Source organism: Asticcacaulis sp. P2_B1 (assembly GCF_056404915.1).
On sequence record NZ_JBFUDD010000006.1, the window covers coordinates 157,953 to 183,216 of the forward strand.

The 25,264-nt window shown below is 59.4% G+C and carries 22 protein-coding genes and 1 tRNA gene; 12 read left to right on the forward strand and 11 right to left on the reverse strand.

All coding sequences use genetic code 11. The annotated features are described in order from the left end of the window. Positions 1-372: 372 nt before the first annotated feature. The 4 genes from ilvD to AC1DX3_RS15110 all read right to left on the reverse strand — a co-directional run bounded on the left by ilvD (position 373) and on the right by AC1DX3_RS15110 (position 4,806). Entirely contained in the window at positions 373-2,238 is a 1,866-nt protein-coding gene (ilvD, locus tag AC1DX3_RS15095; RefSeq protein ID WP_476990141.1) for a dihydroxy-acid dehydratase, read from the reverse strand. A 356-nt stretch (positions 2,239-2,594) separates the two neighbouring features. After that, complete coding sequence (locus tag AC1DX3_RS15100) at positions 2,595-2,981, reverse strand: VOC family protein (protein ID WP_476990142.1); 387 nt, start codon at positions 2,979-2,981, stop codon at positions 2,595-2,597. Between the two features lie 61 nt (positions 2,982-3,042). Continuing rightward, the gene (locus AC1DX3_RS15105) at positions 3,043-4,023 is read right to left on the reverse strand and encodes a helix-turn-helix transcriptional regulator (protein ID WP_476990143.1); all 981 of its coding nucleotides are present in this window, start codon (positions 4,021-4,023) and stop codon (positions 3,043-3,045) included. Between the two features lie 300 nt (positions 4,024-4,323). Then, complete coding sequence (locus AC1DX3_RS15110; protein WP_476990144.1) at positions 4,324-4,806, reverse strand: hypothetical protein; 483 nt, start codon at positions 4,804-4,806, stop codon at positions 4,324-4,326. A 559-nt stretch (positions 4,807-5,365) separates the two neighbouring features. On the opposite strand from AC1DX3_RS15110, the gene AC1DX3_RS15115 reads away from it, so the two are divergent. The 9 genes from AC1DX3_RS15115 to leuB all read left to right on the forward strand — a co-directional run bounded on the left by AC1DX3_RS15115 (position 5,366) and on the right by leuB (position 14,949). Beyond that, complete coding sequence (locus AC1DX3_RS15115) at positions 5,366-5,911, forward strand: hypothetical protein (RefSeq protein WP_476990145.1); 546 nt, start codon at positions 5,366-5,368, stop codon at positions 5,909-5,911. Positions 5,912-5,952: 41 nt separating this feature from the next. Next, positions 5,953-6,960: a ketol-acid reductoisomerase gene (gene ilvC / locus AC1DX3_RS15120; protein ID WP_476990146.1), complete on the forward strand. Its 1,008-nt coding sequence runs from the start codon at positions 5,953-5,955 to the stop codon at positions 6,958-6,960. Between the two features lie 228 nt (positions 6,961-7,188). After that, complete coding sequence (gene ilvG / locus AC1DX3_RS15125) at positions 7,189-8,874, forward strand: acetolactate synthase 2 catalytic subunit (protein ID WP_476990147.1); 1,686 nt, start codon at positions 7,189-7,191, stop codon at positions 8,872-8,874. After that, complete coding sequence (locus AC1DX3_RS15130; protein WP_476990148.1) at positions 8,852-9,136, forward strand: ACT domain-containing protein; 285 nt, start codon at positions 8,852-8,854, stop codon at positions 9,134-9,136. The genes ilvG and AC1DX3_RS15130 overlap by 23 nt, the downstream gene beginning before the upstream one ends. Continuing rightward, a complete protein-coding gene (locus AC1DX3_RS15135) occupies positions 9,133-10,716 on the forward strand; it encodes a 2-isopropylmalate synthase (RefSeq protein WP_476990149.1) in 1,584 nt (527 codons plus the stop codon). The genes AC1DX3_RS15130 and AC1DX3_RS15135 overlap by 4 nt, the downstream gene beginning before the upstream one ends. After that, positions 10,713-11,654, forward strand: coding sequence for a branched-chain amino acid transaminase (locus AC1DX3_RS15140; RefSeq protein ID WP_476990150.1), 942 nt, complete (start codon positions 10,713-10,715; stop codon positions 11,652-11,654). The genes AC1DX3_RS15135 and AC1DX3_RS15140 overlap by 4 nt, the downstream gene beginning before the upstream one ends. 216 nt (positions 11,655-11,870) lie before the next feature. After that, positions 11,871-13,283 carry a 3-isopropylmalate dehydratase large subunit gene (gene leuC, locus AC1DX3_RS15145; RefSeq protein WP_476990151.1) on the forward strand — a complete coding sequence of 471 codons (1,413 nt, stop codon included), beginning with the start codon at positions 11,871-11,873 and terminating at the stop codon, positions 13,281-13,283. Further along, positions 13,283-13,882 carry a 3-isopropylmalate dehydratase small subunit gene (gene leuD / locus AC1DX3_RS15150; RefSeq protein WP_476990152.1) on the forward strand — a complete coding sequence of 200 codons (600 nt, stop codon included), beginning with the start codon at positions 13,283-13,285 and terminating at the stop codon, positions 13,880-13,882. The genes leuC and leuD overlap by 1 nt, the downstream gene beginning before the upstream one ends. Beyond that, a complete protein-coding gene (leuB, locus tag AC1DX3_RS15155; RefSeq protein ID WP_476990153.1) occupies positions 13,882-14,949 on the forward strand; it encodes a 3-isopropylmalate dehydrogenase in 1,068 nt (355 codons plus the stop codon). The genes leuD and leuB overlap by 1 nt, the downstream gene beginning before the upstream one ends. Here the strand turns inward: leuB and AC1DX3_RS15160 are convergent. Both AC1DX3_RS15160 and AC1DX3_RS15165 read right to left on the reverse strand, forming a co-directional pair. Further along, positions 14,946-15,215 carry a DUF167 family protein gene (locus AC1DX3_RS15160; protein WP_476990154.1) on the reverse strand — a complete coding sequence of 90 codons (270 nt, stop codon included), beginning with the start codon at positions 15,213-15,215 and terminating at the stop codon, positions 14,946-14,948. The two genes, leuB and AC1DX3_RS15160, sit on opposite strands and share 4 nt — an antisense overlap. Position 15,216: 1 nt before the next feature. Continuing rightward, complete coding sequence (locus AC1DX3_RS15165) at positions 15,217-15,540, reverse strand: YggT family protein (RefSeq protein ID WP_476990155.1); 324 nt, start codon at positions 15,538-15,540, stop codon at positions 15,217-15,219. A gap of 120 nt (positions 15,541-15,660) precedes the next feature. Here AC1DX3_RS15165 and AC1DX3_RS15170 point away from each other — a divergent pair. Further along, positions 15,661-15,736: transfer RNA gene (locus AC1DX3_RS15170), tRNA-Ala, on the forward strand. A 138-nt stretch (positions 15,737-15,874) separates the two neighbouring features. On the opposite strand, the gene AC1DX3_RS15175 is transcribed toward AC1DX3_RS15170, so the two are convergent. The 4 genes from AC1DX3_RS15175 to AC1DX3_RS15190 all read right to left on the reverse strand — a co-directional run bounded on the left by AC1DX3_RS15175 (position 15,875) and on the right by AC1DX3_RS15190 (position 22,282). Then, entirely contained in the window at positions 15,875-16,621 is a 747-nt protein-coding gene (locus tag AC1DX3_RS15175; protein ID WP_476990156.1) for a transposase, read from the reverse strand. 182 nt (positions 16,622-16,803) lie between these two features. Next, complete coding sequence (locus tag AC1DX3_RS15180) at positions 16,804-17,418, reverse strand: DUF416 family protein (RefSeq protein WP_476990157.1); 615 nt, start codon at positions 17,416-17,418, stop codon at positions 16,804-16,806. Continuing rightward, positions 17,412-19,853, reverse strand: a complete 2,442-nt coding sequence (locus AC1DX3_RS15185) for an RHS repeat-associated core domain-containing protein (protein WP_476990158.1) — start codon at positions 19,851-19,853, stop codon at positions 17,412-17,414. Before AC1DX3_RS15185 ends, AC1DX3_RS15180 begins: the two co-directional genes overlap by 7 nt. A gap of 23 nt (positions 19,854-19,876) precedes the next feature. Further along, positions 19,877-22,282 carry a hypothetical protein gene (locus tag AC1DX3_RS15190; RefSeq protein ID WP_476990159.1) on the reverse strand — a complete coding sequence of 802 codons (2,406 nt, stop codon included), beginning with the start codon at positions 22,280-22,282 and terminating at the stop codon, positions 19,877-19,879. 634 nt (positions 22,283-22,916) lie between these two features. Here AC1DX3_RS15190 and AC1DX3_RS15195 point away from each other — a divergent pair. Both AC1DX3_RS15195 and AC1DX3_RS15200 read left to right on the forward strand, forming a co-directional pair. Continuing rightward, positions 22,917-23,678 carry an RHS repeat domain-containing protein gene (locus AC1DX3_RS15195; RefSeq protein ID WP_476990160.1) on the forward strand — a complete coding sequence of 254 codons (762 nt, stop codon included), beginning with the start codon at positions 22,917-22,919 and terminating at the stop codon, positions 23,676-23,678. An 85-nt stretch (positions 23,679-23,763) separates the two neighbouring features. After that, on the forward strand, positions 23,764-24,048 hold the full coding sequence (locus tag AC1DX3_RS15200) for a hypothetical protein (protein ID WP_476990161.1): 285 nt from the start codon (positions 23,764-23,766) through the stop codon (positions 24,046-24,048). Between the two features lie 6 nt (positions 24,049-24,054). Here the strand turns inward: AC1DX3_RS15200 and AC1DX3_RS15205 are convergent, their stop codons facing one another. Beyond that, positions 24,055-25,263, reverse strand: a complete 1,209-nt coding sequence (locus AC1DX3_RS15205; protein ID WP_476990162.1) for a type II secretion system F family protein — start codon at positions 25,261-25,263, stop codon at positions 24,055-24,057. Between the last annotated feature and the right edge of the window lies 1 nt (position 25,264).

Here is a 25,264-nt window from a genome sequence, read left to right on the forward strand (position 1 = left end):
CACCGGCGCCGGCCGCCCGGCCTCTCCCCTTAAAAGGCTAGAGTGGAATGACTTTGGACGGAATCGCCAGCAGGAATAAAGTACCCCTCACCCGGCAGGCTGAAGCCTGCCACCCTCTCCCCTTGAAAGGGGAGAAGGGATATAAGGAGCGTTTCCATTTAATTACATCACGCTCTAGGCGATTCATGCATCTCATAAATAACGGATAAATAACGTCTTTTTAAGTTTGTTTCAGCTTGAAGACACCCCACCACCGCATCTAGAAAGCTGCGCTTTCGTCGTGCGGTCCCCCTCCCCGGCAAGCGGGGAGGCACAAGAAAATAGCCCGCCCAACCGCCGGGGCACGGAGGTGTCTGCGATTAAGCAGCTTTATTAACGCTTCAACTGATCCAGATCCCTGACGGCGCCGGTGTCGGCCGAGGTGACCAGGGCGGCATAGGCCTGCAAGGCCGCCGAGACGTAGCGGTCGCGGTTTTTCGGCGTATAGGCGTCCTTGCCGCGGGCGTCCTGGGCGATGCGGCGCGACAGGATGACGTCGTCCGACACGGCCAGCTTGATCGAGCGGTTGGGGATGTCGATTTCGATGCGGTCGCCGTCCTCGACCAGGGCGATCAGGCCGCCGGCCGCGGCTTCGGGCGAGGCATGACCGATCGACAGGCCCGATGTGCCGCCGGAGAAACGCCCGTCCGTCAGCAGGGCGCATTGCTTGCCGAGGCCCTTGGATTTGAGATAGGTCGTCGGATAGAGCATTTCCTGCATGCCCGGGCCGCCCTTCGGGCCTTCGTAGCGGATGACGACGATGTCGCCGGGGACGATCTTGTTGTTCAGGATGGCCGCGGCCGCCTCGTCCTGGGATTCGAAGACACGCGCCGTGCCGTCGAACTTCCAGATTGATTCATCGACGCCGGCGGTTTTGACGATACAGCCCTTTTCGGCGATATTGCCGGTGAGAACCGCCAGGCCGCCGTCCTTGGTAAAGGCGTTGTCGACGCTGCGGATGACGCCCGTTTCGCGGTTGCTGTCGAGTTCGTCCCAGCGCCGGCTTTGCGAAAAGGCCTGGGTGGTGCGGACGCCGCCGGGCGCCGCCTTGAAGAATTCGGCGACGGTGGAATCGTTGGAAGATTTGATGTCCCAATGGGCCAGGGCCGCCGACATGGACGGACTATGCACGGTCGGCAATTCGCCGTGGATCAGGCCGCCGCGGTTCAGTTCGCCGAGAATCCCCATGATGCCGCCGGCGCGGTGGACGTCTTCGATATGGACGTCGGACGAGGCCGGCGCCACCTTGCAGATGCAGGGGACCTTGCGCGAAATGCGGTCGATATCGGCCATGGTGAAGTCGATCTTGGCCTCTTGCGCCGCTGCCAGGATGTGCAGGACCGTATTGGTCGAGCCGCCCATGGCGACATCGAGCGCCATGGCGTTCTCGAAGGCTTCTTTGCTGGCGATGGAGCGCGGCAGGACCGAGGCGTCGTCCTGGCCGTACCAGCGCTCGCACAGGTCGACAATGGTGCGGCCGGCTTCGCAGAACAGGCGTTCGCGGTCGGAGTGGGTGGCAAGCGTCGTGCCGTTGCCCGGCAGGGAGAGACCGAGGGCTTCGGTCAGGCAGTTCATCGAATTGGCGGTGAACATGCCCGAGCACGAGCCGCAGGTCGGACAGGCGGCCTCTTCGACGGCGGCGACCTGCGCGTCGGAAATGCGTTCGTCGCCGGCTTGGATCATGGCGTCGATCAGGTCGAGCGCGTGGGTCTTGACGACACCGTTTTCGTCGGCCCAGGTGACCTTGCCAGCTTCCATCGGGCCGCCGGAGACGAAGACGACGGGGATATTGATACGCATGGCAGCCATCAGCATGCCCGGCGTGATCTTGTCGCAATTGGAGATACAGACCATGGCGTCGGCGCAGTGGGCATTGACCATATATTCGACGCTGTCGGCGATCAGGTCGCGGCTGGGCAGGCTGTACAACATGCCGCCGTGGCCCATGGCGATGCCGTCGTCGACGGCGATGGTGTTGAATTCCTTGGCGACGCCGCCGGCGCGTTCGATTTCACGGGCCACCAGTTGGCCGATGTCCTTGAGGTGGACGTGGCCGGGGACGAACTGGGTGAAGCTGTTGACGACGGCGATGATGGGCTTGCTGAAATCGCCGTCCTTCATGCCGGTCGCCCGCCAGAGCGCCCGCGCGCCCGCCATGTTGCGGCCGAAGGTGGTGGTGCGGGAGCGTAAAGCGGGCATGGGATAGTTACCTGTGTAAGCAAATAGAGGCGCAGCAAGGCTTTGCGGGATGCGCCCTATATAGGCTTGTAGTGGTCTTAATCAACGCATTTTGGGGTTTTGGGTCGAAAACGTCTGTTGTGGGGCGCTAAGTTTAAGAAGAAGGGGATCCGCAGATTACGCAGATTACGCAGATTTTTCAGAGCTTGGGGCGGCCTACGGCTGTGGAAATTCAAACCACGAAATGATCGCTACGCGATCGGTTCACGAAAGGGACGGGCGCTGAACATTACGAATAAGCTCTGAAAAATCTGCGTAATCTGCGTAATCTGCGGACCCACTTATAGCCATGGCTCAACCCGCACGGCGTTCCGAGATTAACCGAACGCTTTCAGCGGCGATGTGTCGCCGACATGCCATTCATAGCCGAACGGGTCGGTGAAACTGCCCTGGCGATGGGTGCCCCACGGCGCTTCATAGTCGCGAATATCGCCGCCGGACGCACCGGCTGCCACAGCGCCGGCAATGACGGCGTCGGGGTCGGCGACGAAGAGCTCGACACGGACAGTCGATGTGCCGAGTGTTTGCGGGTTTTCGAACTGGCCCGGCTTCGGCGGATGGAGGAAAAACGGCGCGCCGGCGATCTCCAGGCCGGCGACCGAGCCCATGTCCCACAGGACGCTGGCCTTCAGGGCCTGCCTGTACCAGGCGATGGCGGCGGGCGTATCAGCGACGGCCAGCATGAGGGAGATTACGGCGGTCACGACGCCTCCTGAAATTCCATGCGCAATACTACATCGCCGGCACAGGCCATGGCTATAGTCCTTAGCGGGCCCGGCTGCGAACGCCGCCGGGGGTGTCGTCATAGCGGGCGCGGAAGACGCGATAAAACGCCGAGACGTCGTTGAAGCCGCACAGAAAACCGATCTCGCTGACGGGAACATGGTCGAGCGCCGGATCGAGCAGGAGGATGCGCGCTTTTTCCGCCCGCAGTTTGCCGCACAGGCCGGAAAAACTTGTGCCGGCCGCGGTCAGGACGTGTTGCACCATCCGTTCCGAAATACCGAGCGCGCGTCCCGTGGTCGCCGCGCTCAAGTACGGATCGGCGCTGTGACGGGCAATATGGCTGCGGATAGCGGCCAGGCGAGCGGTGCCGATCGACCGGGCGTGTTTTTCGCCGGCCTCGCGCGGTTTCAGGGCAGAAAAACCGCTGCCGATCAGCCAGGCCAGGTGGCGCGTAGCGCCGGCGATCAGGTCGTCGTCCGCGTCGGGTTCGGCGTGGAACAGACCGGCATAGTGCTTGAGCAGACGCATGGACGGCTGGTCGAGGCTGATCACGCGGCCGGCGAGGTCTTCGGGCGCCAGGCTCCAGTCCTCGGTCAGGTGGCGCGGCAGGGTAATGCCCAGGAGGCCCATGCCCGGGTGACTTTGGATGTCGAGGCTGGCATTGTGGACGCTGATCGTGCCGAAGCCGGGCGCCAGATCGTAGTCGCGGCCGAATTGGCTGCCACCGATGGCCGCGCGACCGTGGTTCAGCTGGACGAACAGCGAATCGTCGCCGTCCTTCTGGATATGACGTCGCCCGCGGTGGCAGGTAATGGCAAGTTCCTCAAGATAACCGACGACGATTTCCGGCCCTGCCCACAAGGCCATCGCGGCGTGACGGCTGGATTCGATATCGCGGCAACGCATGACGCACAGATCGCCGACAACAGTATGCAGCCGATCGTTGACGACGCGTTCGCGGCGACGCAGATCGCCGTCCGCGCCAAGGTCTTTCGTCGTAAAGCCGATCCGGTGAAGCATTATGTTATAATGCCCGCTTTCGCATACAGCGCAACTGCTTTGCGCCATTGTCATTGTCGTCCGCCGTTTTTGCCGCCAGCATGGAAACCTGTCCTCACGCGCGAGCTGTGAAGGCACGGAGTTTGAGCGTGCGAACCCTTTACGCACCGAGTTTTTTCAGTTTAGTTTGAGGCGGGTTTCCAACGATCCGCCATCGGCGATCCATACCGTGTCTTCTCTTCTCCCGCGTGCCGGCGCCGCGAGGGGTATCGGCACCTCCTTAAGTCAGTGATAATTCTATCGCGAGACTGGTGGACGACATTATTTCAAGATTGTGCACGCAACCTCCTCACCGGGAAAATATTGATAGTTGTCCTGAGAATCCACGTCCTGGAGGTACTTCCAAAAGAAGCGAAAGCAAACCTGCCTGCCATGCAGATCATACTCACGAAATATTTTTGAGATGTCGTAGGCATAGTGCAAGGCCTTTCCTCTTTTCAGTTTGTCGCAGCCTGGCGTTGGGCGCCCCACGATACCGTTTTCTTCGTGTCTACTCGTTCCATCCACATCCAACTCCAGAGCATAATTTGAAAAAACAGTATTGCTAATGCAGATGGTTTCGCCCTTCACGTTGGTGACCACGACCTCTACGGATGTTTTACCACCACCGTCCGCCAACTGCTCGATGTGCACGAAATGAAGTTCACTCCCTTGGTCACGAGAGGGCTCGTCAGCCACTGCGGTCAGAGCAAAAGACAGGCTACAAAGACTAAGGCTCGCAAGCAACAGCACCACCTTTCTCATATTCTCTCCTACGGGTTTTGCTTGTCAGCATAGACTGCAGGTATGCCTTGGCAAGGCCGGCGACATGGTATCAAATGAAACCGGGGGAGATTGTTGCGGCATTTCGGCCGCAAGCCTGTGCTTTTCGGGCATTTTGCGGCGCAAAATGAAATAATTGACCGAGAAACGGTCATTTTAAGAAATTATATGTCCCGGCCGGGGGCTAATACCTTGATATGCTGAAAAAATTTTCCAGAATTCAGTTGCTTTTTGTTCAAGCTTAACGCTATATGGTTTCAACGCATCCAATCACGGACGCGCGGAGTACGGCCATGACCTCGGCGAAAGCCATTGCGATTAAGGAAGACAAGGCCCTGAACCTGAAGGTTCTGACGGCTTCCGTAATCCTGTCGGTCATCGTACTTGACGTGGTATCGCTTCTTATTGGGGGCGTACTTCGCCCCCTACACCCGGAGTGGTAGCGCAGGTTTGAACACCCGCTAATGAGGATACAGTCCTCCCGCTCCGATCCGAGCGGGATTTTTTTGCACATCAAAACTTAGCCTTTAGAGCACCCACCATGACCGCCTTCGCCCCCATCCGCCATCACGACGCAAGCCAGAATTCCGGCTTCGCCATTCTTCACGGCTCGTTCGCGCCGGACGGTTGCGTGGTCCGTTTGGAAGGTTTCGGTATTGAGGCGTTCGATAGCCCGGCGCGCGTGTTCGATTGCCAGGACGACGCCTTGACCGCGATCCGCTCGGGCCGGGTCCGTGCCTGCGACACCGTCATCATCCGTCACGACGACGACACGGTCAAAAGCGATCTGTCGGCCATCACCGCAGCCCTGAGCGAAGCCAGGCTGGATCGCGTCACCGTGATCACCGACGGCCGCGTCGGCGGACATGACGGCGCCATCATCGGTCATGTCGCGCCATCGAGCTCGGCGCGCGGCCCGATCGCCTATGTCCAGGACGACGACATCATCCATATCGACATCGCCGCCCGTCGCATCGACGTCATGGCCGATATCGACATGCGCCGCGCCAGCAAGACCATCCGCCCGGGCAAGGTCGCCTTCGGCGCCGGCGCGCTCGACAAGTATAACCGCCTGTTCGGCGCCTGATTTCATCCCCACCCCTCTATCCAGACCATTGGAGCTACACTGTGAAGATCTATACGAATGACGACGTTTCCCCCGACAGCCTGAAGGGTGAGCGCATCGCCATCATCGGCTATGGCAGCCAGGGCCGCGCCCACGCGCAGAACCTGCGCGATTCCGGCGCCGACGTCATTGTCGGTGTCCGCAAGGGTGGCTCCGGTTACGACAAGGCGACGCATGACGGCCTGGCCACGGCGGAAATCAAGGACGCCATCGCCGACGCCACCATCATCGCCATCCTGACCCCCGACATGTCGCATGCCGACATCTATAAGGACATCATCGAGCCCTTCGCCCCCAAGGGCACGGCGCTCCTGTTCGCCCACGGCTTCTCGGTCCTGTACGGCCGCGTCATTCCGCGCCCCGACATGGACGTTATCCTGGTCGCCCCCAAGGGTCCGGGCGATCTGGTCCGCCGCGAATATCAACGCGGCCGCGGCGTGCCGTCGCTGTTCGCCGTCGAGCAGGACAAGTCCGGTGAAGCCGCCCGCAAGGCCCTGGGCTATGCCCGCGGCATCGGCGGTACGGTCGGTGGCGTCATCGAGACGACCTTCAAGGAAGAAACCGAAACGGATCTGTTCGGCGAACAGGCCGTCCTGTGCGGCGGTACGACCGAGCTGGTCCTGATGGGCTTCGAGACCCTGGTCAATGCCGGCTATCGTCCGGAAATCGCCTATTTCGAATGCCTGCACGAGCTGAAGCTGATCGTCGACCTGCTGTATGAAGGCGGCTTCGCCAAGATGCACTCCTTCGTTTCGGAAACCTGCAAGTATGGCGACCTGGTCTCGGGCCCGCGCATCATCAATGAAGAAACGCGCGAGCGCATGGAAGAAGTGCTCAACGACATCCAGTCCGGCGATTTCGCCCGCGACTGGATCCTGGAAAACATGGCCGGCCGTCCGCGGTACAACGCCCTGATGCGCCAGGACCTGGAACATCCGATCGAAGTGGTCGGCAAGGATCTGCGCGGCCGCATGTCGTGGCTGCAGAACAAACAAAACGTCGACGCGTAACTGTCGGCGCTAAATGGTGGGGGATGTAGGCGCGTCCCCCACCGCCCCTTTTTCCTCTCCCGCGGCGAAGTTTGCGACGGAGGGGGCCGCTGACGGTGGGATGGCCCCCTCCGTCATCGACTTTGGCCCATGAAGAATGGGCCGCGCGATGCCACCTCCCCCGCTTCGCCTGAAGAAGGCTCGCAAGGGAGGAGAAGTTAAAGAAACCCACGGACACCGAGTTCAAAGATGAGCAACCAACCCACCGGAGCGCAACTGGTCATCTCCACGCTGAAGGCGTTGGGGGTCGAGACCGTATTCGGCTATCCGGGTGGCGCCATCATGCCCATCTATGACGCCCTGGCCGGCTCCGGCCTGAAACACATCCTGGTTCGTCATGAGCAAGGCGCTGCCTTTGCCGCCGACGCCTATGCCCGCGCCACCGGTGGGGTCGGTGTGTGCATGGCGACCTCGGGTCCCGGCGCCACCAATTTGATCACCGGCATTGCTAATGCCTATATGGACAGCGTTCCCCTGGTCTGCATCACCGGTCAGGTCGGCACGCATTTGCTGGGCACGGACGGCTTCCAGGAAGTCGATATCCTGGGTCTCACCCTGCCCATCGTCAAGCATTCGTGGCTGGTCCGCGATCCGGCCGACATCCCGTCGATCATCGCCGAAGCCTTTGCCATCGCCACCGAAGGCCGCGCCGGTCCGGTGCTGATCGACATCCCGAAGGACGTCGCCGCCTCGCGCGTCGGTGCTTCGCATGCCGCCACCTTCCCGGCCTGGACGCCGCCGGCGCCGAGTGCGCAGGCGATCGAAGACGCGAAGAAGCTGATCGAAGCGGCGAAGAAGCCCCTGCTCTATATCGGCGGTGGCGTCGAAATGGCCGGCGCGTCGCAGACCCTGCGCGATTTCCTCGCCCGCACCGGCATTCCGGCCGTCTCGACCCTGAAGGGCCTGGGCACGATCCCGACGACGCACGATCTGTTTTTGGGTATGTTGGGCATGCACGGTACGCGCGCCGCCAATATCGCCGTTCAGGACACGGATTTGCTGATCGCGCTGGGCGCTCGTTTCGACGACCGCGCCACCGGCAAGCTCAACGCCTTCGCGCCCAATGCCAAGGTCATCCATTTCGACATCGATCCGGCTGAGATCAGCAAGCTGCGCCACGCCCACGTCGCCGTCGTCGGCGATCTGAAGGCGGCTCTGGAGGCGTTGTCGCCCAAGGTCAAGGACATCCAGAAGTGGGTCGAGAAGTGCAAGGCCGACAAGTGGGAGCACCGCTTCCGTTACAATGCGCCGGGCAAGGGCATCTATGCGCCCGGTCTGCTGAAATCCCTGTCGGAAAAGGCCGGTGACAGTTTCACCGCCTGCTGCGACGTCGGCCAGCACCAGATGTGGGTCGCCCAGCATTGCGAATTCGCCCATAACCGCGGGCACCTGACGTCGGGCGGTTCCGGCGCCATGGGTTACGGCCTGCCGGCCGGGGTCGGCGCCAAGCTGGCCAAGCCCGACGCCCATGTCGTCACCATTTCCGGCGACGGATCGTTCATGATGAACATCCAGGAAATGGCGACGCTTAACCGCTACAATATCCCGCTGAAGATCGTCCTGTTGGACAATTCCAGCCTGGGCCTGGTGCGGCAATGGCAAGAGCTGTTCTACCAGGAAAACTATTCCGAGATCGATCTGTCGGACAATCCCGACTTCGTCGAGGTCGCCAAGGCGTTCGGGTTGAGCGCCTTCCGGATCACGCACCGCCACGAGGTCGAGGGCGCGCTGGACCGGTTGTTGGCCGCTGACGGCCCGACCCTGTTGCATGTGTTGATCGACCCGCGTGAAAATGTCTGGCCCCTGGTGCCGCCGGGCGCGTCGAATGCCGAAATGATGGAGGAGCGTTGGGATGAACCACTTGATTCATATTGAGCTGGATCGTCTCGAAGGGACGCTGCTGCGAATCTTGGGCCTCGTCGAGCGTAGAGGGTTCTTTATTGAGGGGGCCGAACTTTACGACCTCGGCGAGGACAAACGGGGCTTGACGCTGGCCGTGCGCCCGCGCGACCCTTCGCGCAGCCTGGATACTCTGGGCCTCCAAATCGACCGCCTTTATGGTATCAAGCGCCTTGCAGGCGACCCCCGGGTGGAGGTCGCGGCGCAGCCAAAGGCCAAGCAGGAAATTGCCGTATGACGTCTGTTATCCGTGACCCGAACAGGGTCGTCATCTTCGATACCTCGCTGCGTGACGGCGAGCAGGCGCCCGGCTTCTCGCTGGGCGTCAAGGACAAGCTGATGCTGGCCCACGCCCTCAAGGACCTGGGCGTCGACATCATCGAGGCCGGTTTCGCCGCCTCGTCGCAGGGCGATGAAGAGGCCATCCGCACGATTGCGAAGGAGGTCACCGGTCCGACCTTCTGTTCGTTGTCGCGCGCCCTGGAAAGCGATCTCGACGCCGCCGCCCGTTCGTTGGCGCCGGCGCGGCGCAAGCGCGTCCATATCTTCCTGGCGACGTCACCAATCCATCGCGCCGCCAAGCTGAAGAAGTCGCGGTCGGAAGTCCTCGAAATCGGTGTCAAGGCCGTGTCCTATGCCGCCAAGATGTTCGACGAGGTCGAGTTCTCGCCCGAGGACGCCATCCGCACCGAGCCGGATTTCCTGGCCGAGGTCTGCCGCGCGGTCGCCGAGGCGGGTGCCGGTACGCTGAACATTCCGGACACGGTCGGCTATTCGACGCCGCCGGAAATGTTCCGCATCTTCACTGATTTGCGCACGGCGTTGAGCGATTATCCCGACGTCGTCCTGTCGACCCACTGCCACAACGATCTGGGTTTGGCCGTCGCCAACACCCTGTCGGCGCTGGAAGCCGGGGCGCGCCAGGTCGAATGCACGATCAACGGCATCGGCGAACGCGCCGGCAATTGCTCGCTGGAAGAGGTCGTCATGGCCTTGAAGGTCCGGCCGGACCTGTTCAACCTGACCACCGGCATCGACACCACGCGGTTGGCGCAGACCTCGCGCCTGCTTTCGCGCGCCACCGGCAGCGTCGTCGTCCGCAACAAGGCCATCGTCGGCAAGAACGCCTTTGCGCACGAATCGGGCATCCATCAGCACGGCATGCTGAACGACGCACGCACCTATGAGATCATGCGCCCCGAAGACGTCGGGGTCGAAAAGTCGAACATGGTCCTGGGCAAGCATTCCGGCCGCCACGCCATCGCCAAGCAGGTCGCGGCCCTGGGTTACGACCTGGGCGAATTGGAGCTGGGCGATCTGTTCACCGCCTTCAAGCGCCGTGCCGACGAAATCGGCGAGATCGACGAGTTCGAGCTGCGCTCTTTGTTGACGCGCAACAATTCCGACAAGGACGACGCCCGCATCCAGGGCGTTACGAGCCATGTCACCAAGGACAAGGTCGAGATCACGCTCGACCTGCGTCGCGATAACGGCGATCCGCTGACCGTCACCGCCGAGGGCATCACGGCCTTCGAGGCCGGTCTGGCAGCGCTGGTCGACGCCTATCAGATCGACGCGAAAGTGGTCGATTGCGAAATCATTCAGTCGGGCTTCGGCTTCGAAGGCGGCGCCTTCGCGGAGATCAGCCTGCGAATAAAAGGGGTTGGGTATCGGGGCCGTGGTCGCGGCCCCGACCCGGTATGGGCCGGACTTCGGGCGTTATGCGACGCCTTCGAAAAATCCGTCTTTCTGGCGCCCGCCAAAGGGCGTACAGACTCCGCCGATACCAAATCCAAATTCGAAGAACAGACATCATGACAAAGCTTGCTGACAAAATCTGGTTCAATGGCCAGATCATCAATTGGGAAGACGCCAAGGTCCACGTCCTGACCCACGCCCTGCATTACGGCACCTCGGTGTTCGAAGGCATCCGCGCCTATGATACGCCGCACGGTCCGATCGGTTTCCGCCTGGGCGATCACCTGAAGCGCCTCGAAGACTCGGCGCGTATCTATGGCATCAAGGTGCCCTACAGCCTGGATCAGATGGTCAAGGCGTGCAAGGACATCCTGGTCGCCAACAATCTCAAGAGCGCCTATTGGCGTCCGGTCGCCTTCCTCGGCGAAAACGGCATGGGCGTGACGCCGAAGGGTGAGGCCAAGGTCGATTTCGCCATCGCCGCCTTTCCGTGGGGCGCCTATCTCGGCGAAGAAGGCATCAATCAGGGCGTCGACGTTTGCGTTTCGTCGTGGCAGCGCGCGGCGCCGAACACCATTCCGAACGCGGCCAAGATGGGCGGCAACTACCTGTCGTCCTACCTGATCGGCAAGGAAGCGCGCGGTCGCGGCTATGCCGAAGGCATCGGGCTGGGCACCGACGGCCGGCTGTCCGAAGGTGCGGGCGAAAACCTGTTCCTGGTCATGAACGGCAAGATCCACACCCCGCCGGTGGCGTCCTCGATCCTGGGCGGCATTACGCGCGATTCGATCATCAAGCTGGCCAAGGCCGACGGCATGGAAGTCATCGAGCAGGCCCTGCCGCGCGAGATGCTGTATCTCGCCGACGAGGTCTTCATGTGCGGCACGGCGGCGGAAATCACCCCGATCCGCAGCGTCGACGACATCCCGACCCGCGCCAATGGCCCGGGCAAGGTGACCAAGCGTTTGATCGCCCTGTTCCACGGCCTGTTCAACGGCACGACGGAAGATCGTTTCGGCTGGCTGGACCCGATCGAAGCGGCCGTTCCGGCGGAGTAATATTCACAAGTAAAGTACCCCACCACCAACGCGCAAGAAGCGCGTCGGTCCCCCTCCCCGGCAAGCGGGGAGGAACAAGAATTAAGTCGCCTCTTCTGGTTCCTCCCCGCTTGCCGGGGAGGAGGACCGCGAGCCGACTTTTCAGAAGACACGACATGAATGGCTCGTGGTGGTGGGGTATCTTGCTTCCTTTTAAAAAACGATGTGAGCGCAATAATGACACCTAAATCCTTGTTCGAAAAAGTCTGGGACAGCCACGTGGTCGAGGACCAGGCCGCCGACCGGCCGGCCGTGCTCTATATCGACCTGCACCTTGTCCACGAAGTCACCAGCCCGCAGGCCTTTTCGGCCCTGGACGAGCGCGGGCTGAAGGTCCGCCGCCCGGACAAGACCTTTGCGACCTTGGATCACTCGATTCCGACCCTGCGCCCCGACGCCCAGGGCAACCGCCCCTATGTCACGCCCCAGGCCAAGACCCAGGTCGAGACGCTGGAGCGCAACGCCGCCCATCATGGCGTCCGCCTGTTCGGCTATGATGCTGAAAACCGCGGCGTCGTTCACGTCATCGGGCCGGAAATGGGCCTGACCCAGCCGGGCTATACGGTCGTTTGCGGCGACTCGCACACCTCGACCCACGGCGCCTTCGGCTGTATCGCCTTCGGTATCGGCACGTCGGAAGTCGGCCACGTCCTGGCCACCCAGTGCCTGGCCCAGCGCAAGCCCAAGACCATGCGCATCACGGTCAATGGCAAGCTGCAGCCTGGCGTCACCGGCAAGGATGTGGCGCTCGCCATCATCGCTCGCCTCGGCTTCTCCGGCGGCACCGGCTATGCGCTGGAATATGCCGGCGAGGCCATCCGCGACCTCGACATGGAAGGCCGCATGACGGTCTGCAACCTGTCGATCGAGGCCGGCGCCCGTTGCGGCATGATCGCCCCCGACCAAAAGACGGTCGACTGGCTGCGCGGCCGCCCCTATGTGCCGCAAGGCGATGCCTATGATGCTGCCGCCGCCGAATGGCTGAAGCTGGCGTCGGACGAAGGCGCCGTCTTCGACAAGGAAATCGAACTCGACGGCTCCGCCATCACGCCGATGGCGACCTGGGGCACGTCGCCCGACATGGGCGCGCCGATCTCCGCCGGTGTGCCTCTGGCGCACAGCGAAGACGACGAACGCGCCTTGAAATATATGGGACTGCATGGTGGCGACAGCCGCGACGTCGCCAAGGTCGATGTCGTCTTCATCGGTTCGTGCACCAATGGCCGCATGTCGGACCTGCGCGCCGCCGCCGAGATCTTCAAGGGCCGCAAGGTAGCTCCGGGCGTCCGCGCCCTGGTCGTGCCGGGTTCGGAATGGGTCCGTCTCGAAGCCGAAGCGGAAGGCCTGGACAAGATCTTCCTCGAGGCCGGCGCCGAGTGGCGTCTGCCGGGTTGTTCGATGTGTATTGCCATGAACGGCGATTTCGTCAGCCCCGGCCAGTTGGCGGTCTCGACCTCCAACCGCAATTTTGAAGGCCGTCAGGGTCCGGGCTCACGCACGGTCCTCGCCTCGCCGGCCACCGCCGCGGCTTCGGCCATCGCCGGCCATGTCGCCGATCCCCGTCAATTCATGGTTTTAGAGGCCGTTTGATGTCTGTACCCAATCAAGAACCGATCAACACCTTTTCGTCGCGCATCGTCGTCATGACGGAAGCCAATATCGACACCGACCAGATCATTCCGGCGCGCTTTTTGACCACCACGACCAAGGTCGGCCTGGGCAAAGTGGCGTTCAACGACTGGCGCTACAATGCCGACGGTTCGGAAAAGGCCGACTTCATCCTCAACACCATCGACGCCAACGAGCACCGCATCCTGGTCGCCGGCAACAATTTCGGCTGCGGTTCGTCGCGCGAGCACGCACCGTGGGCCCTCACCGATTTCGGCTTCAAGGCCGTTGTGTCGACCGAAATCGCCGACATCTTCACCTCGAACAGCCTGAAGAACGGCCTGCTGCCGATCATCGTCGATCAGCCGACCCACGCCAAGCTGCTGGCCAATCCGCAGCAGCGCGTCACCATCGACCTGCGCGCCAATGAACTGCGTCTGGAAGACGGCACGGTCTTCGTCTTCAAGATCGAGGCCTTTGCACGCGAATGCCTGCTGGAAGGCGTCGACGCCATGGGCTGGCTGCTGAAGCGCCTGCCGCAAATCGAACAGTACGAACAAAGCCACGGAAAGGCCGCCTGATGTCCTCTTTCAATATCGTTGTCCTGCCGGGTGACGGCATCGGTCCCGAAGTTGCCGCGGCCGGCGTGCAAGCGCTGAAGGTCATCGGCGAGGTCTATGGCCACGACTTCCAGTTTTCCGAACATATGATCGGCGGCATCGCCATCGATACCGTGCAGAATCCGTACCCGGATGAAACCGACAAGGCGTGTCTGGCGGCCGATGCCGTCCTGCTGGGTGCTGTCGGCGGACCCAAATGGGACCTGGGAAAAATGCGTCCGGAACAGGGTTTGCTGGCCGTGCGCAAGTCGATGGGGTTGTTCGCCAATTTGCGTCCAATGGACGTCAAGGCGTCGCAGGTGCACCGTTCGCCGCTGCGCCCGGAAATCGTCGAAGGCGCTGACATGCTGATCGTCCGTGAACTGACGGGTGGTCTTTATTTCGGCAAGCGCACGCGCACCGAGACCCAGGCGACCGACGAATGCCTCTATACGGTCGAAGAAATCGAACGCGTGTCGCGTGTCGCTTTCGAAGCCGCCCGCAAGCGCCGCAATAAGGTGACCAGCGTCGATAAGGCCAATGTCATCGAGACAAGCCGCCTGTGGCGCGAGACGGTGATCCGCCTGCATAAGGAAGAATATAGCGATGTCGAGTTGGAGCATGCCCTGGTCGATTCCATGGCCATGCACCTCGTCACCCGCCCGAAGACCTTCGACGTCGTGCTGACGGAAAACATGTTCGGCGACATTCTGTCCGACCTGGCCTCGGTGCTGCCGGGCTCGATCGGCCTCTTGGGCTCGGCCTCGCTGGGCGCCACGGGTCAGGGTCTTTATGAGCCGATCCACGGTTCGGCGCCGGATATTGCCGGCAAGGACCTGGCCAATCCGATCGGCACCTTGAAGTCGGTCGCCATGATGCTGCGTTTCTCGCTCAACTTGATGCGTGAAGCCGATGCCCTGGATGCGGCCATCGATGCCGTCGTCGAAACGGGCTTCCTGACGCGCGATCTCGGTGGCACGGCCTCGGGCTCGCAAGTCGCCAAGGCCATCGCCGACCAGGTGCGCGAAAGCGCCGCCGTCGCGGCTTAAAACATTTCCGATAAAGCGTCGTCGCTCAGGCCATCTATCTCGATGGTCTTGAGCCGCGCTGTGTCGCCGCCGACCAAGGACAGACGCGACTTCGGCAGGTTCAAATTTTTGGCAAGAAAGAGGATGAGCGCCTCATTGGCGCGGCCTTCAATCGGCGCGGCGCGGACGCGGATTTTCAGGAATTTGCGTCCCTTGTCGTCGACGTCCCAGCCGTCGATGCGGTCCGCCGACGACTTCGGCGTCAGGCGGACATGCAAGCGAGCCAATTCAGCCGCCGATTAGCTGCTGCAGGTTAGAAAAGGCCGGATACAGCAGGTAGATCTGGATACCCTTGATGACCAGGCAGGCCAGGATGAAGCTGATGTCGAGGCCGCCAATGGGCGGAATCATGCGGCGGAAGGGCTCGAGAATGGGCGCTGTCACGCGGTCCAGCAGGTCCATGATGCGATAAACGGCAGGGCTGCGCGTATTGATGATATTGAACGCGACCAGCCAACTGATGATGGCGCTCGCCACCAGACAGAAAAAGATCAGGCTGAACAGGCCGTTGACAATGAAATAGAGAAAGCCGGCAATACCTGTAATGCCCATGTGCGGAACGCCCCATAATATGATGTCAAATTCATATAGGGGATTCCTTACACACTACAAGTCAACGGAGTCTTGACAGGGGCGTATCTTGCCGTATTAAGGCGGCTCCTGCGAAGGAATGGGGCTATAGCTCAGTTGGTAGAGCGCCTCGTTCGCAATGAGGAGGTCAGCGGTTCGAATCCGCTTAGCTCCACCATCTCCTTCCGGGCAAACAGGCGTTGCCGTCAGGCGACGCCTTTTTATTGGCCGTCGCTCGTCAGCAGGCTTTCCAGGACCTCCATGCGGTCGGCTTCGTTAGCCGGCTTGTCCCAGCGATGATTTCGGGGACGGCTGACTAGGATGGGAACCGAACTTTGGTATTTTCAATTGCATAACTATTTCCACCGAACAGGGTGGGCGCTGTCGGCAACCCGGCCTTGTCACCTTTCGGCTTGGGGCCGCGCTTTTGCGGTGCTAGCGTCCGGCCTGCTACGGCTTCAAGGCGTTCGATCCACGCCTTGGCACCGACGGGGCGGCCGGTGCGTTCGGCTTTCAAGACAGTAGCCCACAAGGTATTGTCTTCCCCCGTGTCCGCAAGGAATGCAGCAAAGTCGCCGACGCGGTCAAGCGTGGGGGCGACAACGACGTGGGCCGAATCGACGCCGGCGATGTGCGCCTGTGCGCTCGACCACGGCCAGTCTTCCGCCTTGCCGACAAGCTCGGCCTTGACGGGATTGAGCGCGACATAACGAAACGCCGCCATCAGGTGATCCTCATCCATGGCGACGGAACTGAAGCGCGCCTGGAACAGGTGTCCGGTCCACCGTCCTCGCGTGCTGACAAAAGCCGTGTAGCGGCGATGGGCTTCGCCGACTGCCCGGGCCAGGCCGGTTTCATCAGAGGGGGTGAGAATAAGGTGGACGTGGTTCGGCATCAGGCAGTAGGCCCAGCACTCGACGTGGTGCCGTTTGAGTTGCGCGGTCATGAGATCGAGATAGATTTGTTCGTCGCCGGCTTCGAAGAAGATTCTTTCGCGACGATTGCCGCGCTGCGTTACGTGGTGCGGCACGCCGGGAATGACAACGCGAGCGAGGCGGGCCATCAATGCAACTCCGATTGGTTAGGTCGTAAGACTAACACGAAGTTATAATTATGCAATTGATAACCTGTCCCCGAAATGCGCTCTGGAACGCTATCGGAAACCTCATAGACCTCATCAGACCAGACGAAAGCAGAAACTACTTCATCAGTTGCGGATATGATCCAGTGTGATCGGGAAACGCTCTAGATAGATTGCTTGAGATCAAAGCACTCCGCATCACTAAGAGGCGCTTCGTGATAAGCTAACTCGCGGACCTTACTGATATCCTCCATTTGTAAGAGATCGTAATCGCGAGATTGACGTTGAAGCTCACGCTGTACTACTTCGTGAGATTTAATTATCTCTTCTGAGCCAGGCTGACCTAACCGCACCTTCAACAATCGAATTACGATCTGGTCCGCCGATTCATATGCTCGTCGCGCGGCCCATGCAGCCTCTTCTATCTTGTGTGACATTAAACAGCGAATAGCATAAGCAATTGAAGCAACAGCGTCTTCTACGATGGCATCCGCTACTGTCCACACTTTATCTTGCTCAGGCATTAATGACATCACATCCTCATATCTTTGATTCCAATCACTCGCGTGAGTAGGATCGGTAATATATTCCCAAAGATATCCCATTATCTGGCTTGGCAGGATGCGGCGAGAGGCCTCGGTTTCAGACGTGAATGTAGAAAAATTTCTCACCTGTCGAGTTGCGCATGCGGCGGCAAAGGCCACCAATGACGTAGCGCTAAGCCCGGCCAGTTTGTCTATCAACCGTTTTTCATCGTATCTGTAAGTCATCTTTACCATGGCCACTTTGCTGTCGTTGGCCCTGTCACTTTACCACCAGATTGCTCAATCTTGCTCTGGCACGCAGTGCATATAGGCCGAGAAGTCTCCATCGTTTTTAGACTTTGCCCAGTCTGCCCGGTATAATCTATTATCGTCGCCTCTGCGTGTGCCCCCGGAGATGCTGCCGCTACTTCACCAGGCAAAAGTTGAGCTCGCTGCAGCTGCGTCAGATCCCGGCCGCCTGACGCAAAAATTGTCGTTCCATCTGTTGTTGTCGCAGCGGCCGTTGTACGCATATTTGCTGCTATAGGATCAAGCACGCCATGAACATCGGCGACTCGGCTGGCCAAGTTGACACCCTCCGCTGTCTCCAAGGTAGGGGCAGCTAATGCAGAAGCTGGCGTGGCCGTGGCAACAACTGCGGCCACGTTGAGGTAATAATTGCCCACATTTTTGAGGTCCCCACTGGTTCCCTTGCCGGTTACAATATTTGTGGCGGATTGCGTCAGGCCGGCGGCGTAATTCACTGCGCCATTTGCGAAATCGTTGGAAGTCTTGTTTATCCAAGCCCCAAGATCGTGAACCCAATCCTGATTTCCAGTTGGATCACTTCCGTTTATAGGATCGCCCGCAGTATACGCGTACAGGTCCAGGTCATCCTTGCTACCGATGGGATCGGTTTGGAGGAACCTGCCATATTTGGGGTCGTAGACCCTAGCCTTATAATAATAGAGATAGGCTTCCGGCAGAGTCGTCTGGCCGGTGTAGCGGAAACGGCTGCCCGACCACAAATCGGTATCGCTGGCACTTTTCGGCTCGCCGTAAGGACCGTATTTGTAGAGTTCCTGGACCGTACCGGTGTTGTTGGTATAGGCGATGACGCTGCCTTGATAATTGCTGATCAGATATCGGGGACTGGCCGAGGTCTGGCCCTCGAACCATACCAATGGCTCATCCGTGCCTGCGCCGAAGACATAGCGGCGGCGCTGCGTACCACCGCTGGAGTATTCGCCGATCAAATTGACACCGTCATAGAGATAGGTATCTGTCGTGGCGCCGTATGTCTTCACATATAGACGTCCCAGCGGATCGTAGGACAGGGTCAGGTTGGCCGATCCGCCAGTCGCGGTCAGAAGACGGTTTTCGGCGTCGTAGGTGAAGGTGCGCGCGCCCGTACTTGTGCCTTCGCTGGTCAGATTGCCGCTGCAATCATAACCGGCCCCGGCCGTCGCGCACGTCGCCGCCAGGCTGGCGATGCCGGAATCCTGGTTCAGGCCATTATAGGTGCGCGGATCAATGGAGTTAGCGACTTCCCTGTAATCATAGCTGGTGCTGGATGCGTCCCAACCGACGATCTGGGACGCCGGGTTGTAGGCCGAGAATGTCCAGTTGATGTCATATGCGGTTGCGGCGAGGTCGTTGTTCAAGCTCGTCAACCGGCCGAGATTGTCGTAGCCATAGGTCGTCGTTGCCACCGCCCCTGAAGCACCGGCCGCACCGCGATAGAGATTGGTGCGGTGACCGAGGTTGTCGTAGGTCTGACCGAACAAGACTGAGGTTGTCGTGCCGGCGGTATAGCTTAGCGACAGAAGCCGGTTCAGGTTATCGAGGCTGTAGGTTTCATAGTCATAGGTTGTGCTCGACGTCTGAACGTACGGCAAGGTCATCTTCGTACGCGCATTGGCCTGATTATATTCGTAGATGATAGGCCGACTGATGGCGTCGGTCGTCGTGACCAAGCGCCCGAGTGCATCATAGACATTGGTGATGCCGGCATTGGTCGGCGCGGAACCGATAAAGCGGGCGTAAAGGGCATGCCCTTGCAGATCGTAACCGGTATAGACATCTTTCGAGGTGCCGTTCGTATTGCCGGCCCAAACCGGCATGTCCTTCAGGGTCTCGCGGTTCAGGGCATCGTACGTGTAGGCGATCGTTGCGCTATTACGATGACGATATGCCATGCGGTTACCATTGGCATCGTAGGTGAACTGCTCATAGTCGGCAGCGTTGATAGCACCCGACCCGACCATGGTACTGGGATATTGGACCTGCGACAACCGGTCGAAGCCGTCATAGACGAACATCGTCTTGTTGCCCTTGGCGTCCATTTCGGACGTCTTCAGGCCGTCATCCGAATAGGTATAGCGGGCATAGGCGCGTTGCGCCGACGTGCCGAAAGCCTGATCGATTTCAGTAACCTGGTTGGCGGCATCATAGATCGTCTTGGTGATTCGATCCGGGCCGTAGCTGCCTTCAGTACCAAGCGTACAGGCATCGGTACTCGAAATCGTGCTGTATACTCCCGGGTTCATCCGAACAGCGGTGCACTGGACTCTTAGGTTGGCATCGTAACGGACCTGAATGATGCTGGCGACCGTCTCTGTTGCCTCGGCAAATTGAGGCGCCATACTTCCCAGGATCAAGCCGGCTAAAGCGACGATAAAGCCTTTCATGACTCCATTTCCCCTACGCGTCATCATGGCTGCCCAACCTCCGTCTTGATAGGAAGGCCAGTGGTCGCATCATAAGTCTTACGTGTGAAACTGGTGGGGACAAAGTTGGTAACGTCCGTCGGCAGGCCCGCCGTATCGAAGACGATGGCGTCGATTGTTCCCGTCTTCGTCAGGTCTTCGCGGCCGTCGCTATCATAGTGGTGATAGACAGCGACTCGTTTCAAGCTGCCCGAACCATCTGGATCGGCACCGATCTCGTAAACGGGCCGACGCAGCAGATCATAGGTGGTGTAGGTCTTGTCATCGACATCAATACGCGGACCGTCTACCGCAACCAAATTACCGACATCATCATAGGTGTAGGCGGTGGATTCCCACAGATTGGTTGCCGAATAGGGCAGAGACGGATTCGCAGTCCCCGAACGCACCGTCTTCTTTGTCAAAAACAGGTTGGGCGAATTGTATTCGAAATCTGTGGTGGTTTCGAGGTTGGTGCCGACACATGATGCCGGGTTGGTTGCCGTTGCACTGCGGCAGGAAGAGGTCTGCGTAAGGCGCCACACAGGCGTTGACGCTATCAAGGCGCCGGCACTGTTTTTGATGTAAGGCGTTAGTTGAGCGTAGACGTATCGAGTTTGAGGATGCACCAGTTGGCCATTTACCAGATCGATGGGGGCAAGGGGATCGAAGACAGCCGGTCCCGTTTCTGACAAAATGCCCCCATGAACGGGGTCATACGTAAAGGAAGTCGTATTTCCCATTGCATCGGTAATGCTGGTGGGCTTGGTGCAATCCGCACCACAGTTGACGTAGCTATAAGAAAACGTCTGCGAAGAACTCCCATCTTTGGACGTGATATTGGCGCCGACGATTCGCTTAAATGTGTCATAAGTGTAGGTCGTTACTATACCTTCGGGACTGCTGGATGTCAGAACCAAGCCAAAATCAGAACTCCCCGAGGGATCAGTCTCGATGGTCTCGGGAATGTAGCTGTTTGAAGACTGCCTGTTCAGCGCGTCCTTAACCGACTCCAAGCCAAAAGACGACATCTCGTAGGTAGTCTTGGCGCCGGAGGGGTCGGTGACCGTTGTCGTGATGCTCTCCGGCGTGTGCGTACTGGTTGTTGCAGAACGCGTAATCGCATAGGTCCAGGTGTAGCCACCGATCTTGTAGGTGCAAGTCGCAGTGCCAAAGCCACGCAACGTTTGGTAATCTACGCTTTCGGCATATTGGTGTATAAATGCGTCCGAGCCACCTGTGTATTCCCCAGTTTTGCTGTCGTAGCTGACGCCGTCGATTTCGGTGCCCCCGCTGCCTCCCAACAACACCGTTTTATGTGTGAACGTGGTTTGCAAATCCTTGTCACAATTGAAGTAAGCCGTAATGTTGGATGGTGACGCAATAACGTCAGCGGGAGGACTATTTACATCCGAAAACTGGTTTTGCGCCATCAAAATGTTATTCCGGTAAATGCCAGAAATTTCGCCGGCGCTACCCTGTTGCGTGTAAATTTTCTGTACCGTTGGAAAATGAGCATCCACCGAACAACCTGACGCCGCTGGATCGCAATAGGTCACGCTGCTGTTGACGGCAGTGACACGATTGTTAGCTGAATCATAAATTAGAGCCCAGCCAAGAGAACTCACGACCGATTTTATTGGTTGTGGCGGCTCAAGGTCGGGCTCCTTGCCGGTCCAATCAAAGACCGTATTATCCGTCGTTATCTTGATGACTTCACCGTCGGGCCGCGTAATGCTAGTCAGAGTTCCCTTGTTCTGCCAAACACCACAGTCGGTGTAGCTGCTTGGGACGCAACTGTTGACGGCATAAGTTGCAATGCGACCGTCAAGCGTTTTCAGTGTGCAGACGCCACCTTGGTACCAACTAGCATAGGCTCCCGTGCACGTGAAACTTGTGCCAATCCCCCCCATGGTGCCTTTCATAGCCATATACGGGCCCGCGCTGGTCAGGTGATGTGGATTAACCAGGACGTTTTGCCACCGCGGGCCATCATAATTCAGCCTTTCCATGCGGAAATAGTAGTGTTGGCCTTCGAGCAACAGATCGGCAACCGTATACCGGTTGAGCAATGTCTCCGAGTACATGATGCCCCAATGCAACGACCCCGACCAATGGTCGGAATAGCTGTCTGGCTCAAGCGGGTGCGATTCGCCAATGGAACGCTGAAGTCCGCTCTGCTTATTACCTATTCCAACATCCATTTGTGGATGCGAGAACCTTCCCGTGAGGAGATTAAAGCCATTTTGATCTACCGGATGGAAGGGCGGCGGATTGAGAACGGATTGGGCAAACACTTCCGATGCAAAAGTACCTATTCCCGCGATACCAAGCAATATAACCGAACACAGGAATCGCAGATGTCTGGGACGGTGTGGTTGTAATATGTTATGTCCTAAAGGTTGGTTCACGAACCTAATCCCCCGATGCTATTAAATTCAATATGCGGTCTTGTCGTCCTTGAGGCAGCTGCCTCATACGATGCTCCAAAACAGAGCGAACTGGCACGGCCACCGCCAACGACGATTTATTACGAAAATGAACGCGTCGGCGAGGTCGGGTATGGCACCGCAGTTTGCGGTCTGGGCGATACTCGTCGCCAGCCCTTTATGTCGCATATCGCATCATGCCCCCGTTACCACTACCAAGTGGCTATCAACCAGCCAGTTGGTCCCCAATTCCACTTCACGAAGCACAATTCCCTCATCTGGGCAAGATCGATTTACACGTTTACATTGTCTAAAAAGGTTATATTCTAACAACCATCTGATTTATCTTGAGAATTTTTCCAAGTAAAATATTATTTAGCTGCGAAAATGTTTTTCTTGCGTAAATTGAAATTACGCACCAATTTGTGCTTCAGCAAATTGAGCGGGGGCTTCATTGTCACAAAGCAAATCATCAATATCAGCTGCGACACGACGCGATCTGTTCAAAGGCGCGATGGCAACGGCTTGTGTTGCTGCAACAGGGTTTGCGGCTAACCAAGCCTTCGCAGCCAGCACCGCATACCGATACGATGCCCTCGGCCGGGTGATTCAGGTCATGCTTCCCACGACCCAGATCGACTATGCCTACGATGCCGCCGGGAATCGAACGGAAGCCACCAAGACTGTCGCCATTCAGGTAACGGCGACCTCGTCCAACAATCTGCGTACTCTGGCGAATAGTGCGGGTTACACCGGCACCGCCGGTGCGCGATACTATTTTGTGGTCGACGCGGGTGTCACAATTACCGGCACCGCGGGCGGCGGTAAAGGTATCGAGACCGGCACCTGGCCCGCGGACGCTGTTCTTACCTTATTGGTTACGGGCAATGTCTATGGCGGCGGCGGCACCGGCGGCGCGGGCAGCAATAGCGGCGCAGGCGCCAATGGCACCAACGGCGGCTATGCCATCAACGTTCAAGCCCCCATCACAATTGTCGTCAGCGCCACCGGCACGGTTAAAGGCGGCGGTGGCGGTGGCGGTGGTGGCGGATATTCCGCAGGTAGCGGCAGCGGGACTATCGGTGGCGACGGTGGCGGTGGTGGCTTCCCCAATGGAAACGGCGGTGCGGGATCTTCAGGCACCAGCGGGGACGCGGCGACGTCCGGCGCGGCCGGGACAACAGCCGGCGGTGGCGTCGGCGGTTCCAGTGGGCCTCCGGGAGGCAAGGGCGGTAACGCTGGGGCTGCCGGAATCAGTGGAACGACGAGCACAGGTGCCGGCGGCGTGCGCGGCGTTGGCGGCAATGCCGTTCGCAAGAACGGCAATGCGGTGACGGTGATCAACAACGGCGGCACGATTCTTGGTACCGTCGGTTAATGTCAGGTTTGAATCTTATTTATATCGTTGTGAGGTAAATGTGCGCTCTCTGATTCTAGCCATCGGGTTCCTCGCCGGAGCATGTATGGCTTCCGCTGCGTCGGCGCAGACCGATGCTCCGCTAACGTGCAGCGATCTTGCCATGCCGATCACCGGCGTAGCTGACGGTGCGACCTTCAGTTTTACAATCCCGGTCGATGATCTGGCGGCGCAGTGCACTTCGGCGACAAACGCTACGATCACTGTGGTTACACCCACCGACGACGTGACCGTGACGCCGACGCCGCATTCCAGCCAGACGATTACCTTCACTGTGCGCGACAGTGACGGCAATACCGCTACCGGTCATGTGATTGTAACCCGGGATTGAATCACGTCACGCTCCCGACACCGAACCAATGTCGGTCAGGGCGGTCAGCACACCGGCCATCAGGGCGCCGATCATCAGTCCCAGCGCCATGATCAACAACGGCCCTAGCAGTTTCGACAACTTGTCGATCTTACCCAAAGCCGCGGTTTCCTCGCGTTCGCCGGCGCGGGCCAACATGGGACCGACGGCCGATGACGCTTCACCGACTTCGCATAGCCGAATGATAGCCTTTGGAAAGCCCTTGACCTGGCGCAAGGCTTCGCTCAGGGCGCGGCCCTGGCGTATTAGATTGACGATGATATCCAGCCGTTTGCGCGCTTCGCCATTGCCGAGGCTGCGTTGGCACAACCGCAGGCCTTCGCTGAGATTGGCGCCGGCTTCCAGGCTTTCGCCGAGCGTCTTGGCATAACCGCCAAAAACCAACGGCCGCGCCACGCCGCCTAACGGGCCGTCGAGCATCCAGACATCCAGCCACGCCTTTAGTCCGCCGTACCGCCAGGCGATATACAGGCTGGCGCCGGTGACAGGGATGGCCGCCAGCAGAAATATCCAGCCCTTTTGCAAAGTCTGGCTGAGAAACAGAATGGCGCTGAAATAGATCGGCATCTTCTGGCCGCTGTCCTGGAGTAACGGCGCGATCGCCGGCACGACGACCAGCAGGATAACGCTTAAAGCGCCCAAAGCCGTGACGAACACAAAGGCCGGATAGCTCAGAGCTTCAAACAATTGCTGGCGAATCTTGCGCCGTGTGGTCAGGACGCGCGACGCGCCTTCGAGACCGGAAGCGACATTCCCCCTCGCCTCGCCCGCTGCGATCAGGCCGCGCAAGTGCGTCAGGGATTGCGGTATGACGTGGCCGAGGGCCATGTCGAGGCTGGCCCCGCCCAGTATCTTTTGTGATACGTCCTTGATAACATCATTATCGGCACTGAGCACACCTAGGGCCGTACGGATATCGGCTCCCGCGCGCAGCAGCACGGCCAGACTTTGCAGCAATTCCTCGATATCGTTATCAGACAAACCCTTGCGCGCCGGCCACCACGCCGGTAGGGACAGCCCTTGGCCGGCTGACTTGTCGCGTTTAGCGCTGATCGACACCGGTGACAGATTTTCGGCGCGCAGCTTGGCGAAAACCTCGGCCTCGCTGACAGCCATCATTTGGCCGTGGCGGGTCTTGCCGTCGCTTTGCACGGCGCGATAGGAAAAATTGGCCATC

Coding starts and splice junctions, on each gene's coding strand:
- ilvD (WP_476990141.1), bottom strand. CDS start 2,238: ATGCCCGCTTTACGCTCCCGCACCACCACCTTCGGCCGCAACATGGCG.
- AC1DX3_RS15105 (WP_476990143.1), bottom strand. CDS start 4,023: ATGCTTCACCGGATCGGCTTTACGACGAAAGACCTTGGCGCGGACGGC.
- AC1DX3_RS15110 (WP_476990144.1), bottom strand. CDS start 4,806: ATGAGAAAGGTGGTGCTGTTGCTTGCGAGCCTTAGTCTTTGTAGCCTG.
- AC1DX3_RS15115 (WP_476990145.1), top strand. CDS start 5,366: ATGACCGCCTTCGCCCCCATCCGCCATCACGACGCAAGCCAGAATTCC.
- ilvG (WP_476990147.1), top strand. CDS start 7,189: ATGAGCAACCAACCCACCGGAGCGCAACTGGTCATCTCCACGCTGAAG.
- AC1DX3_RS15130 (WP_476990148.1), top strand. CDS start 8,852: ATGAACCACTTGATTCATATTGAGCTGGATCGTCTCGAAGGGACGCTG.
- AC1DX3_RS15135 (WP_476990149.1), top strand. CDS start 9,133: ATGACGTCTGTTATCCGTGACCCGAACAGGGTCGTCATCTTCGATACC.
- AC1DX3_RS15140 (WP_476990150.1), top strand. CDS start 10,713: ATGACAAAGCTTGCTGACAAAATCTGGTTCAATGGCCAGATCATCAAT.
- leuC (WP_476990151.1), top strand. CDS start 11,871: ATGACACCTAAATCCTTGTTCGAAAAAGTCTGGGACAGCCACGTGGTC.
- leuD (WP_476990152.1), top strand. CDS start 13,283: ATGTCTGTACCCAATCAAGAACCGATCAACACCTTTTCGTCGCGCATC.
- leuB (WP_476990153.1), top strand. CDS start 13,882: ATGTCCTCTTTCAATATCGTTGTCCTGCCGGGTGACGGCATCGGTCCC.
- AC1DX3_RS15165 (WP_476990155.1), bottom strand. CDS start 15,540: ATGGGCATTACAGGTATTGCCGGCTTTCTCTATTTCATTGTCAACGGC.
- AC1DX3_RS15175 (WP_476990156.1), bottom strand. CDS start 16,621: ATGGCCCGCCTCGCTCGCGTTGTCATTCCCGGCGTGCCGCACCACGTA.
- AC1DX3_RS15180 (WP_476990157.1), bottom strand. CDS start 17,418: ATGGTAAAGATGACTTACAGATACGATGAAAAACGGTTGATAGACAAA.
- AC1DX3_RS15185 (WP_476990158.1), bottom strand. CDS start 19,853: ATGAAAGGCTTTATCGTCGCTTTAGCCGGCTTGATCCTGGGAAGTATG.
- AC1DX3_RS15195 (WP_476990160.1), top strand. CDS start 22,917: ATGCTTCCCACGACCCAGATCGACTATGCCTACGATGCCGCCGGGAAT.
- AC1DX3_RS15200 (WP_476990161.1), top strand. CDS start 23,764: ATGGCTTCCGCTGCGTCGGCGCAGACCGATGCTCCGCTAACGTGCAGC.
- AC1DX3_RS15205 (WP_476990162.1), bottom strand. CDS start 25,263: ATGGCCAATTTTTCCTATCGCGCCGTGCAAAGCGACGGCAAGACCCGC.